Raw genomic sequence first — 13,246 nt, forward strand, 5'->3', positions numbered from 1 at the left:
ATGACTCATCGGATTTTGAACGGTTCTGAGGATCGGTCAACCGATCGCTAAAATATTTCTTAACTGATCGGCATTACTCCTCAGGGAGCTTTTTTATTGGATGTGAATTGTTGTAGTTTAAGACCATGTTGAAAGCACATTCAACGCAAGCGCAAGCTTACCCCTATGTAACCTGCTGGTATGGCGCTATCTTGTTTAGAACAACTTTAACGGTTTTGGGTTACCATCTTGGTCGGTTGACAGGCGCTGTTGGTTATTTTTTGCGAACCACTTATAAATTTGCTGATCACGTGTTGGATATTCTATTTTGCCGCCTTCGGTTGAGTAATCTTGATTTAATGCATACAACTGTGTCATTGACGTGTCGTTAATTAACTTGTCGCAGTTTATTAGCTGTGCAAACTCTTGCTCGTTCAAAGTGCTGGCGCGGGGACTTTGCAAGCCAGTGGCTGAATAGCGTTGAGGCCGGTTAATCAGGCTAACGCCGCTTATCGACAGGTTAATTTGGCCCAAACCAAGGTTTTTACCTAAGCCCACTTGATGTACGTATGGTGCGTTACGTGGGGTTAATGCATTGAGCAGTAAGCCCAACTCGTCTTTTGAAAGGTTATTAAAGCTGATTTTTGCTTTTAGTTCAGTGCCTGAGGGTAAAGGTGACACCCTCAGTTGGTTTTTATCTTGAGAGTTGTCTTTGACCATGCTGCCATGAGGTATACCTGCGTCAATGTTTGTTAAATGTAATTGAGGTTCGGGTTGCCTGAGGTATCGCTTGGCGCCATTAGGGCGGGGGGCATTTTGATTAAATTGCTCGTTGCTCCCAGAATCATTCGAGTAGCTAAAATACATTGCTGGGCAGGGTGGCATGGGGCTGCCTTGAAGCGGCATTTTTTTATACTCTAGGCCGTAACGGGGGTGTGGCGCGGTGGCAATAGCATCATAAAAGCGCAAGCGAGAGGCAAATGCACTTAAATGGGATTTGTCGGTTTTACTGTCGCAAATGGCGCCGAACAGCTGCTCAGCAGGGGATAACGTGAGTCGTGTTGGGCTATAGGGCAATTCGTTTGGCGCAAGAAGCTGGTGGGTCGAATATTGGAGTTTCTCTCGCCACATGGCTGACTTTTTAAGCACTATTTGGTTGTCGTCGTCTAGGCAAAATAACACGATTTCGCCAATAGGTAATTTAGCTAATTGCCCTTTTTTGTTATATTTTCCTTCTTGGGCGTTTTTAAACTTTTGAAGGTATGGCTGCAGTACCTTGGCGTTATCCAGCCGTATTCGTTTGGCATTGAATCGGCCCTTGTCATCGCCTAGGAACGCATATTGGCTTTTATCAGTTCTTCGCACTAGGTATTTGGTCTTTTGGGCGCTGTCATTCGAGTTGCCTTTACATAATATGCGCTTGATTAAGTCAGTCTTTCCCGTTTTTTTTTCGCAAGTGTGAAGCACTGCGTGATTTTTTGGTATAGCGCTGTTCACCTTAAAGTCACTTAGAGCATGACGGGTGTGGCTATCAATAGGTTTACACTCCCCTTGTTCGCACGTAATTGGGGTATGGCTGCTAACAGTATTGATCCTTGAACAGGTGATGCTATTTCTACTCGTTGGCCCCGGCAATCGAATTGCCATGATTTCACTTAGTTGCAAGGGAGTACCGTTTTCTGAGGTGAAAATGTCTTGCCATGCTTGGGGTAAAACGTAATTTTCGGGCTCTAGCTTGTTGTCTGGGGTTTTTTGGTCCCAATTAACAAACGGCATACCTAGAGGGTGCAGCCATATGTCATTGTCGTCTTCTTCTTTACTTTTTTCTGCGCCTTCGGGCGCTTCCTCACCCTCACGCTCTTCTTTGCCAGTTCCGTTTGCTCTTGTGCCTTTTAACAGTACCCCCATGGCATAGTTTAGCGAAGGGCTTTTTTCCCGTACCACATACTCTTCATCGTCTAGTACTCTAGGCGGCGATGCGCTTATCACCTCGGTAATGCTGCTTATCATGCCGCGTAAACTGTTGCCGGCAATGGCGGGCATGCCATCGCGCAGGTAAGGGAGTTGAAAGCGGGCATCTTTATTGTCATGTACTAGTGCCTCTGGCAATAAAGGCCCTGCATTGGCAATGTTTATTTGCTGATTGCCCACAATGGCGTCAGTGACAGTGGTAAGGGTAAGGGTAATATCACCACACATATTGTAATAAGCATCATGGCTTATCTGATTGTCTTTTAAAGCTTGTTTGTTGGCAGCAATGTGGTTCGCCTGATTTTGGGCAGCGAAAGGGACAAAATAATAAGGATTATATACTTCAGACATGTGCTGACTCCGTGTCGGGCGTTTTTGGGGTTGTATGTTCCGTTTTGTTTGCAAGCAGGGTATTGAGGTGCTCGTCGATTTGCGTGAGCTCAAGGTGCAATAGTTCGAGTAGATAATTCATTACTTTGGGCGAAAATTCGCTATTTTGAGGTAAGGCCGAAGTCTGTAGAGTAAAGCTTAGACGACCAAAGCCTTTGCTTTTATGCGCCCCAATGCTGATGTCTTGCTCGTACATATCTCGAAATAAAAACAGCAGTATGCTTCGTTGCAGGGCGTATTCTTCTTGCAATAGCTTAGGGGTAAGGGTAATGGTGAATGAAAAGGCATTGCTGATAACGCCTTCAAGTTCAGCCATGGCACCATTTTTAGCGCCGCCAGTGAAACGGTCAATGGCAATCGCCGTTTGTTGGTGAGCGCGGGCGTGTCCTTGGTGCGTGGCATCATTCATTTTTAAATTGGCTTGGTGCTGTTGGTCACCCCACACAGGTTGGCAAACCTGTTCGACGATTTCTTCAATACGCTGATTATCTTGCACGTGCTGCAATAGCAAGGTGCGCACTATGCGTCTGTATTGGGCGCGCAAAGCGCCGCGCAGGCTTGAAGCCGGTAAGGTGGGTCGACCGTGTTTGTCTAACTGCGTGTATTGATCTTTTGGCTTTTGGTGTGCTGCGTTCTGTTTTATTGCAGCGAGTCTAACTGGGTCGGCTATTAAGATAGGGTCAGGGGAGGTGATCGTAAAATCAATAGATACCCCCTTGTTCACAATTTTTTTAGGGACAAACGCACGCCCTAAATCGAGCATGCTGTCATCTAATGTGGCCTCTTGGTTTAGCCAATGGTTAATATCGTTTTTGGTCATGCCGGTGTTTGTGCATACGGTTAGCTTGATTCGGCCAAAGTCATTTTTGCTGCCCGCGCCAATTTGCAGCGTTTGCTTGTGCAGCAACGACAGCATTTCGTGCCATAACTGCCCATCGATAAATTCAGCGCGTAGCTCGAAACTGAGTTGAGCAGCGCTGCAAATATATTCGCGTTTGAAGAGTTGGTTGGCTTTGCTGGCCCCGGTGATTTCGTCAATGCTATTTTGTGTCACAACTTGCGTCGCGACATCTGTTGCGGCAAATGCCGGGTAGACTCTGCACGCGCCGCTTTTTAACTCTGTTTTACTGCTACTAAGAGAGTGCCCGAGTAATTGGCTTATTTTGTCTTCAGGCAATTCGGCGTTGAGCAGCCATTGTCGCAAAGCTCCTTTAATTGAGGCGGCCGGTATATAAGGGCGGTTTTTACCGTCTCTTGGCAGGATGCGAGTATTGGCGAAACATTCATCTTTAGCTTTAGCTTCATCGTTATGGCCAGTTGCTTGTACTTCTGCATCACCAATACTGGCCCCTTCATCTTTATGGTTAGTCACTTGTACTTCTGCATCACCAATACTGAGAGGCGTCTCGATGACGATAGCGATATTCGCTTGGGCTTTAATTAACAAGGTATTCATTGGGCCTCTCCTGTACGTAACTCAGCGGTGACTTCACCGTACCCATTACCTCGGTTATATGGGTTTTGCTGCCAGTTTTCTTGTATTCCCTCTGGTGTAGTGTCATTGCCGTTTTGCTCAGGGTGCGAAGGCATACCATTCTTAATCCACTGATTGATTACGCTTTGGGCTGCTTGCAATTTATTGACCTGAAAAATGAAAACACTGCCAGGGGCGGTTAATATTTGAGGCTGATAGGGGGCTGGTTGGCCATATCGGCGCCACATATAATCCCCCCCGCTAAGGGTGTGCTGAACATAGGCGCTGATGAGTTGCAAACTATTGTCGGCTAACAGATTAAAAACCTGTTGATAATGCGCTGTGATATCGTCGCACGGCATGGGCGCTTCGCCTTGGTAAGGGTGTAACGCTGCTGGCGAGCGCAGCGTTAAAATTACTGCTCTTTCTTCGTTTTTTTTAAACCTGAAATACTCATCCACCCCTTTGCTCACATCGGTAAACGTGGCCATGGCTTTCGTTTTGCCAAAGGGGCCGATGCAGGGGGAACTGAGAATATCTATCAGCTCTTTGGCTACGCGTTCTCTTTTGTCTTTTGGGACGCGGGTGAAGCTAATTTCTCCGCCCCACTCAATCGGTGAGCCCTCTTTTGTTGTACCCGTTTCGTGCAGCACACATTCTAATGAAAACAAGTTGCTCTCTTGGGCGCTGCCCCTAAGGTGAGGGGCATACTCGCTATACTGTTCAATACCAGTGCGAACCATTAATGTGGTAGGCAGCTTGGTGTATCCGTAGACGTCTTCTGCTTCGTTTTTCCAGTCGCTGGCCCAGACCATGTAGGGGGTTTCAAGGTTGGCGTTGGCTGAGTCGAAGCAGGCATGCTGCGCGGTATCAACTTTGCCCCCTAGCTTGTTCACTGCTTTAGACAGGGGCAATGGTGGTGTTCTGCCTTCATTGTTGTATGGGTATAAAAAGCTGAAATTAATGACATCTAGGTTCTCAGCCAATAGCGTTTTGGGTTTGACTAACTGTGCGATAACCCCTTTGACAACAGCGCCGCTGGCAAACTTCTGGGATTCAAAGCGGTTACCCACACTGCTGTATGCTGGAAAACACACTGGTCGATCAAACTTGAGCCTATAGTCAACCCGTTGTGAGGCCTTTACTTTAACCTTGTTAACGCTAATAGCACCAGTAGTGATATCTACCTTTACCACTTTACCAAAGCCAATTGATTTTAAGCCACCGATAGCAAAAAGATATTGGGCGGCTTTATTGAGCACATTAGTGAGGGCGTCAACTTCTTGTTGGCTGGCATTGACGGTGATATTGCCTTTAAAGGTAATAAGTTGACCGGGTAAAAAAGGAGACTCAATAAAAGCCAGTGAGCCTTTTTCAACCGTGCCTTGTTCATTGATTTTGATCCGATTGATTTGACCAGAGACTTCAGCTACGTGATTGGTTTGCCAATGATGGTCGAAGACAAGACGGCCTCGCTGAGGGGCGTTGTGTGTTGCATCTGCTGACGCTTCACCAAACCACTCGGTTAACCAAGTCGCGTCAACAAACTGGTTTTCAGAGATATGTTGTAACTCTTGGATCCCGTGGCGTAAATTCCCCTTAATGAGCGTACCAGCTAATACAGGATTGCCTTTATGGTCGCGTAGTACTGCGCTGTCTAACCCATGGCTAAGGCCGCCGACACCTTGGGTTAATATTGGGCCTTGAAGGGTGAAATGTAACGTTATGTGATGTTGTATCATGATTATTCTTCGTCCTCACCCGCCAATAGATATTCCCAAATTTCAGTAAGTAACACCCAAAGCAATCGTTCTGGACCATACAGGATATATTCGCGGTTATTATCATCAACCGGAGGTGTTATATTGCCAATAAGTAAGGGAGAAAAAGTCGCCAATAATGCATTATATTGATCGTCTGTGAAACCGTTAATGTCGCAGAAACGCGCCTTTTGTTTGATAAACGGCAGGGGCTCTTTTATCCGGTCTTGTTCCTTTTTTTCCTCTTTTTCCCTTGAAAGTGCAGCCTTTTGTTTGCTAGACGGTGCGCACTCTTCTTTTAACTTGTCGCCTTTAGCAGTTGGCATTGCCGGCTTAGCAGTTGGCATTGCCGGCTTAGCAGTTGGCATTGCCGGCTTAGCAGTTGGCATTGCCGCCTTTGCTAGTGCGTACACTTGACTTTTAGATAAGAGTTTAAGTTTATGTTTAGCCTTATCGAGCGAAGTTAAACTCAACGCTTCGCAAAAGGTCGCATTACGATATAGACCTAAGATGCTATAGCGTTTTTCGAAGTGAGGGGCTAATTTTTCATTTGCATAGTCGACACTTTCTAATACTAGGAAATCAAAGGTATTGTGTAGGCCATGGGGTAACGCGTTCTGTTCTGGCGAAGGCCTATCTTGTGAGGTTAGATTGTGATGATGTTCATCTAATTCTACGGCGTGATGCTTTTTATTATCAGCCAGTTTTCGTGCTAGTTTGCGCATACGGTATACTGGGGTGCCTTTTTTGCAAAACACCAGCCCAGCGGCGTGTGTCAGCGGAAAGGTGATGGAGGTATCGTTTTTTTGGAAGCTGTATTGCCAACCTTGGGTTAATTCGAATATTTTGCCAAGAGTTTCAAACCCTAGCCAAGCTGGCACGACCAATAACATTTCGTCGCCGCCCCAAAGCAGCGTTTCTAGACGCAAGCTTTCGCTGCCGTCAGTATTTTGTGTTTTGAAATCTTGCTTTTGGGATGCCCAGTGTAATAAGTCGTGAAGTAACTGTGCGCGCTTTCTTTGCATGGTGTTATCGAACAGGATTTGTTCATCAATACTGTGCACCGCCAGTTGCTGTAGTTTCGAAAACTTGTTGCCGTCTAAGTAGATATAAGCCAGTTTATTACTGAGTTGGTTATTTGGGCCATTTCCACTGAGTGCTTCAAGATTGTCGGTAAACTGAATGGCTGGGGGGGCGAGTTTTTGCCCTGTGTCACTATGGGTAAATTCACTTAATTCACTGCGATAGAATTGTTGCTTGTTTTCTTTGCCGTATATGAAGCGCTTCTTGGCCTCACTGTTTACCGGGCGATTGACTTTGTTCTGCCAAGACAGGGTGGTGTCAGCGACAAGGATGTGGGTGAGTTCGCATACGGGCTCCGCGCTATTTAAAGCGCTTACGGGGGCATAAGCTATGGTCGACTGCTGTAATTGTGCGCGTCGTCCAGCGGTAATTAATGCTTCTTTTGCTTCGCCAAAAAGCGCAATATTTTCTTCGCGGTTGCTATTTGGCAGGGATATTCTGCTTTTATCAACTTCAACTGCGTTAACCACAAAGGTGTAAGCGCGGTAATGTTCGTTGATAAACGCCTTGATCTTGCTTACGAGTTGGGTGATATCTGTACAGTTTTCAACGCTAAATAAGCCAATAGACGCGCCAATACTGACTTTTTCTAAGCAATCAAAATTTTTGTGAAGTTGTTTTACGGCATCTCTTAAGGTCAAGCTGGCTGCACGAAACATGCTGATGTTGTCAGACTGTGAGAATGTTGCGTCAAGATTGACGGCTTCCGCTTTAATAAGGTAGTGAGGCATTATTTATTCCTTTTTATTTGCCAGTTTTTGTTTTCCGATTTTTTTCGCGCTCGGTTTAATGTATTTGTATACCCCAAAGCCTATGCAGAAGAATATCCCGAGTTTAAAGAGAAAATTTGCCACCATGGGGTTAAAGCCACAGGCTATTTCGCCGTTTGATAGGCAAAGGTTAGTGGCCTGAAATAGTTTGGGAAGTTCGGTCCAGAAATTCCAATTTAGGTCTAAAAATAGCGTGATCCCCGCGAACCCTAAGGCTATTAAGGTTAATCTTTTGGAGTAGTCTTGGGCGTATTTTTCACGACGTGATTCCATAAATTCATCCGCCCAATCGATTTTTTCTCTGACTTCATCAAAGGCATTTTGTAACCCTAATGATTGCTTTAATTTGTTAAAAATCTCTGTTGGTTGTTGCTCTGCGCTAGCAGATGTAAACCAAAAGCGGTTCATTAGCTCGATGAAGTCTTGGCGCTGTCGCCTGAATTCTTCACCCGGTGCCAGTTGGTGACTTTTGTCAGGTTTATTGGTGTGTTCCTCTTCATCATCGAGAAGTTTTTTGGTGTTTTGCTGAATTTCTTCAGCTGTTTTGTGCAGTACATTAATGACCAATAAACAATAGTTACTAAGATAGGCGTACATTTCAGTCCAATGCCAGTACATAACATTGTTTGCGAACCATCCGTATGACACGTTGACGCAGGCAAATTCATTAAAAGAGGCAAGGTATGTGATGTCTTTCCAGCGCAGGTAGTCTTGGCTTGTGGCTAGTTCATCCATAAAGTCTCGGTTATACATAGTGGTAAACGGGCCCACACGGTCGTCAAATTTATCGATGTATTTGGCTAGATCGAATGTATTTTTATTGGTAAGCACACCCCCGTGGCTTTTGGGATAATCCCCCGAGAGGCCGATATTAGACATAATATGCATGCGGGGATCTAAGGGTTTATGTAGTTCAATCCTTTCTTTTGCGTTGGTCGCTGATCCTGCTTGGTGAGCTGAGCTAAAAAAGTAGCTGGCCAGAGTGGTGACGATAGGGGTGGCTTTAATTTTAAATTCAGGAAACTGAGAATCGACGATTTCATCGGTATTTTTTTTTCTCTGTACCCATTCGTTAGTGCGTTCGGTACAGGTATGGTCAACAAGTAAAATCGGTGTGATGGTGGATGACGCATTATTAGGTTGCTGGGTTTCTTGATACAGCGCTGACCACGCTATTTTGTTTTCGTCGCTTTGTTCTATAAATGAAGGGTATAGATTGCGGGCTAAATTGTTAAAGGCTAACCAGCGACACGTCTGTACTTCAAACAAGTACTGTCGCGCCATAGGTTTGTTTTTATCAAACGCATTGAACAATACACGCCACCAGCCTAGGTATACGCCATCATCTTCTGGTGATGAAGATAGTTCTGGCATTAGGCTAAGGGCTTCATCCTCGATGGCAGGCTTATATTCGATTGTAAGTAGATGATTTTCGTATAAATTTAATAGGCGTAAACTGGCAATTTCGGCCACGATACATTCATTGTGTTGGGCCTTTGCGTTTTGGCTATTTGCATAGGTGTGGGATACGACATCAGCGGGTCGCCTAAGGTCAATTGAATCTGTCACTATATTTTTAGTGTAAAGGCTAAACAGGAACCGTTGTTGTGTCTCTTGTGCCTCTGACCTTGATTGGCTTGATTGGCTTGGTGGGGCATAAACCGGATAGCGATATTCGCGTATACGTTTGGTTTTTTTATCTTTAGGCTCTGTAGCAAACTCTTCTTTAGTGGTGAAGACAGACTCTCGAAAGCGAGGGTAAAAGTATCGGTAAATTTGTTCTCTTCGGTTTTTTAATTTTTCTATTGCTGATTCGTCTTTAGGCTTAAATGAAGCATTGCTTGTGGTTATTGTCTCTTTCTTGTCAATTAGGTAGCGAAATTCATTTGGAATATTACGATAGGAAATAGGGTCAACCGTACCATTTAGCTCTTTCTTGTGTGAAAAATTGAAGTTCAACAAACTTCTAAACTTGGCTACCGGCCTACCTTCTTGGAGAATCGTATCAAAAAGGTTGGTCAAGTTATCTTCTAAGGCTAAATCATGTCGCTTTGAACAATTTTCATCTCGTGCATATTCAATTTGGTTCGTTAATGCAGGATCAAACCCGGTGAGTTGTGCTTGGGCTAAACGGGTTTGGTATGTAGCGTTGCCAGTGTAATAAAACGCCTTCGTGACTTGAGCTTTCACTATTTCGCTTGATTCAGTGATATGCAAAAGTAGGGTACTTTCCCCCGTGTCCTGCGACTTGTTTAGAATGTTGTCTTTTTGATCCCCGTAGTCATTAAGCGTTAGCGCGATGCGAAGGGTTAAATCTTTTAGTACAAGCGGACGATTATCGATGCTCATTGTTTAGTTCCCCAATATAATGCCTGATTTTTGTAAGCAGCGAGATAAGTTCTGGTTTGGCGTTATCGCTATTGGGTCTTGCCCCAAAAAATTTATGGCTGTCACCGCCACCAAACCATGTTGTTACCGCGTTGTAGGGGCGTTGCGACAATGCTTTGAAAAAGAATGCATAGGTCGCGCTGCAGCACACTTCTATTTGAGTAGGGTCATCTGAAGAGCCGTAAACAACAAAAATATTGGGTAATATTAAGGAGGTATTTGTACTTTGGCTTAAAAGGTAGTCATTTTCACTGGGGAGTTGTGCGACCTCGGCAAAAACTTGAACGAAACGCTCTGGGACTTCGAAAAATGAAAAGTGCTCAGTGCGAAGGGGTTGTGCATTTAACCACTGAATTGCGTCTTTACGTTCTGTTTCAACTCCTCTTACATGGGCTTCCAGTTCGCGAATTTCCAGCATCTTTTGGTAAGAGCATCCGTGAGCTGCTAAGCCAGGTATAAAATCACGATCGTTAATGGCAATTAGTTGTTCGTCATAAGAAAGTGTATAGCCAATTAAAGAAGCAAACTGTTCAATAGAGCTTTGAATATGACTTAAATCTCCATGCTTACTGTAAATATGATGATCGATATGAATAACGTTTATACCACGTTCTTGCAGCGTATTGGTGGCTTGCGCACCTGGCATTTCGATTACAATAAGATTGGCCTTGAGTGAAGCGTTCATTAGTTTGTCGATAGCGTCATCCAGTGTCACACCCCATTTATTCGGGCCTTTTATTACATCAATGCTTAACCTTTCGGCAATCGCAATAATGCTCACTGCTTCTAAGTCGTTTTGAGGGCAGTAAAGTGTGATTTGCTCACGGTCCAATACGTTAAGTGTCATGAGTTAGATTTTCCAGAGTATATTATGCGAGCAAGACTCGACAAATGAACGAAGGCACATATTATTGCCATTTTTGAGGGCAAGAGATATCCAGGCGAGTTTCGCCAAAACAGATGCAATAATTGAATGTTCAAAGGGCGTTGATGGCAGGTTTTGCTGACAACTAAGTTAATGTGACGCGATTGTGTTTTAAAAAAAGTGTGGTAAACGGTTAATTGCATCGTCGTCCTTGATGAGGCTTATATTCTTATTTTTATAAGACGAAAAATTAAAGTATTTATTCAATAAATTCAATTTGTTCGCATCTGCATATTAGTGAAGGTGTTTACTTGATAAATATAATCTAAATCGAAATGACGCTTGTCTCAGATTATTAAGGCACTCGAGCAAAAACATCGTGCAGGGTTACCCACTGGCCTTTAACCAAGTTGCTAAATGATCGCGTAAATTACCTAATTGATTCGGGCCGAAAACACTGATGTTTAATTCTATTGCGCGAGCACTTGCTGCAGGTGTTATTTTATCGAATGTAACCAATGCCGCGCGCCCTTCTATACCCCCTAAAACCTCACTTAGGGAGTCAAGCTTGTATAAGGTATTAGTATCTGAACCGTTTTTTGTGCGGTTGGTTTTACATTCAATTATATGGAGTTTGTTGTTAACCAGAGCGACTACGTCGAGTTCATTTTTGACGATTTCGCCATTCACCATTCGTTCTATTTCTGCGCTGTGAGCATCGTTTTGTATGGTTGGGATTTCTTTTCGTAGACCTACCAGTAAACCGTATACGTACTCTTCTAACCATCCACCACTGCAGAAGAATTTTGTGCTGGCGTCGGTAAAACTCAACCGGTTATCGGGTGTCACAGTGAGCATATTGTTGTCTGATAAATCAGCTAACATATTACTTAGATTAAGGTCTTTGAGTAGTTTTTTAGGTAAAGGGTCGCTTGTTAGACTTTCACTATTAGCTGTGAAAGCTAAGTAATTTAAACTGGCTAATGAGTGACTCAGGCTTTTACATTGTGCCGCCCATTGGGCGCCAAGTTGTCTTTTATTGAGGGAAATACCTTGCTTGTTTTGCTGCCGAGTCAAACGAGCATTATGTAAAGCAAAATATTCGTGAAGTTTTAACTTGTCTTGTATAGGGACGGGGTTTTGGTTGTCTGGGTGGATCCAGTGTAAACAATCACTTTTTGGCTCAACAACGTAAATTGGTATATTAAGGCTTTTGGCCACATCTACCGCAACAAGAACATAGAAGCGTGCGCCATTACTGGCATTAAACCAAACGGTATTTGATTCTGCTGATGCATGTTCGAACAATAGCTTAAACGACTTTTTCAGCTCAAGGGTGTTTGATGTATGTGGAAGCGACCAATATTGAGCTTGCGCACCACGACTTTTTGCGAGTTTAATTATCTGTTCACATTGTGACTGATACTCATCACAAGCAGCAATGACCACTTTCTGACTGGGTATTGATGGGTCAACAATGGGGCTAAGCGTGGAAATTGCATGTTCATCGAACAGGCATACATGGGTTACTTGAGACTGAGACATCATGATTCACGTCCAAATGTGAATAAACTTCAATAGTTTAATATTAACGTTTAATCGAATTTAAATGCAATATTCTTTCCTTTTTTCTAGATCGTTAAGGGAAAACATATTGCTGAATCTCGGAAAATTTGAACAGGGCAAGTAATTTAACCTTGATTAAAAATTTATTTTATTCAACAACGTAGCGTCACTGAAACAGGGAATGTGGGCCATTTATGAGATTGGGTAAACTCTTCAAAACGAGCCTTTTGACGCTGTTATGTATCGCTGTGCTTGGGCTGGCTATCGTGTTTGTCGTTGGCCCTAAGTATAATGATAATAAAAATAATGCGGTGGTAGCTGTGAATTTGCCTAAGGTATCAGCCGAAAACGCTGCGTTTCACCAAACTCTTACCATCGTTGTTATGCATGAAGTCAGTCTGCTTTGGAACCGCTAATTACTTGAGCGACATGATCATGGCTACACTGCTGATGATCCTGCAACGTTGGCCAGTGCGTACTTGGCTTACTGGCTGTTGAAGGGTTACACGGCATTGAGGGAGATTTAGCGAACCTCGATGATTTATTTAAAGCAGGTAACCGAATGATGGGGTTAACGCATTTCTTTGATAATGAAGTGGCAGGCTGTGCGCATGGATTAAACAAAGATGGTTTAACGCTATTGGGTCGTCAGGTTTTTAAACGTATGGTGCAGCATGGTATCGTGATTGATTTAGGCCATCTTTCGCCAAGTGCCATCAATGACGTGTTGTCAATGTTAAGTAAACCGTTAGCGGTGTCTCATACTGGTGTGCAGAGAACGTGTCTGGGCGTAATAAATTTAACCGATGCACAATTTTTAAAAATTGCGGAAAACGTCAGTGTTGTTGGGCTTGGTTACTGGGGCCGTGTGTTTTTTGACCGACCACCCAAGCCGTTCATTAGAGCAACAAGCTATGTCGCTATTTTGATTGGGGTTGCGTAGATCGGCTTAGGTTCAGATTTTGATGGTTACGTAACCACAGGGTTTGATACCGCCAAA

9 protein-coding genes are annotated in these 13,246 nt (G+C 43.9%); 2 read left to right on the top strand and 7 right to left on the bottom strand.

From position 1 onward, the window contains the following. Positions 1 to 195: 195 nt before the first annotated feature. From GQS54_RS08370 to GQS54_RS08400, 7 genes are all read right to left on the bottom strand, one after another. Positions 196 to 2,301 carry an RAMP superfamily CRISPR-associated protein gene (locus tag GQS54_RS08370; RefSeq protein WP_166423551.1) on the bottom strand — a complete coding sequence of 702 codons (2,106 nt, stop codon included), beginning with the start codon at positions 2,299 to 2,301 and terminating at the stop codon, positions 196 to 198. Beyond that, positions 2,294 to 3,796 (bottom strand): RAMP superfamily CRISPR-associated protein, encoded by a 1,503-nt coding sequence (locus GQS54_RS08375; protein ID WP_166423552.1) that lies wholly within the window; start codon positions 3,794 to 3,796, stop codon positions 2,294 to 2,296. Before GQS54_RS08375 ends, GQS54_RS08370 begins: the two co-directional genes overlap by 8 nt. Next, positions 3,793 to 5,556, bottom strand: a complete 1,764-nt coding sequence (locus GQS54_RS08380) for an RAMP superfamily CRISPR-associated protein (protein ID WP_166423553.1) — start codon at positions 5,554 to 5,556, stop codon at positions 3,793 to 3,795. The genes GQS54_RS08375 and GQS54_RS08380 overlap by 4 nt, the downstream gene beginning before the upstream one ends. Before the next feature lie 2 nt (positions 5,557 to 5,558). Next, the gene (locus tag GQS54_RS08385) at positions 5,559 to 7,388 is read right to left on the bottom strand and encodes a hypothetical protein (protein ID WP_166423554.1); all 1,830 of its coding nucleotides are present in this window, start codon (positions 7,386 to 7,388) and stop codon (positions 5,559 to 5,561) included. 3 nt (positions 7,389 to 7,391) lie between these two features. After that, on the bottom strand, positions 7,392 to 9,776 hold the full coding sequence (locus GQS54_RS08390) for a hypothetical protein (protein ID WP_166423555.1): 2,385 nt from the start codon (positions 9,774 to 9,776) through the stop codon (positions 7,392 to 7,394). After that, complete coding sequence (locus GQS54_RS08395) at positions 9,763 to 10,662, bottom strand: hypothetical protein (protein WP_166423556.1); 900 nt, start codon at positions 10,660 to 10,662, stop codon at positions 9,763 to 9,765. Before GQS54_RS08395 ends, GQS54_RS08390 begins: the two co-directional genes overlap by 14 nt. Before the next feature lie 405 nt (positions 10,663 to 11,067). Continuing rightward, the gene (locus GQS54_RS08400) at positions 11,068 to 12,228 is read right to left on the bottom strand and encodes a DUF1887 family CARF protein (protein WP_166423557.1); all 1,161 of its coding nucleotides are present in this window, start codon (positions 12,226 to 12,228) and stop codon (positions 11,068 to 11,070) included. Positions 12,229 to 12,440: 212 nt separating this feature from the next. On the opposite strand from GQS54_RS08400, the gene GQS54_RS23235 reads away from it, so the two are divergent. Next, positions 12,441 to 12,662: a hypothetical protein gene (locus GQS54_RS23235; protein ID WP_240919869.1), complete on the top strand. Its 222-nt coding sequence runs from the start codon at positions 12,441 to 12,443 to the stop codon at positions 12,660 to 12,662. Positions 12,663 to 12,757: 95 nt separating this feature from the next. Continuing rightward, positions 12,758 to 13,189, top strand: a complete 432-nt coding sequence (locus tag GQS54_RS23240) for a membrane dipeptidase (RefSeq protein WP_346766562.1) — start codon at positions 12,758 to 12,760, stop codon at positions 13,187 to 13,189. Positions 13,190 to 13,246 lie beyond the last annotated feature (57 nt).

This window comes from Paraglaciecola sp. 20A4 (assembly GCF_011378905.1).
Classification (GTDB): Bacteria; Pseudomonadota; Gammaproteobacteria; order Enterobacterales; family Alteromonadaceae; genus Paraglaciecola.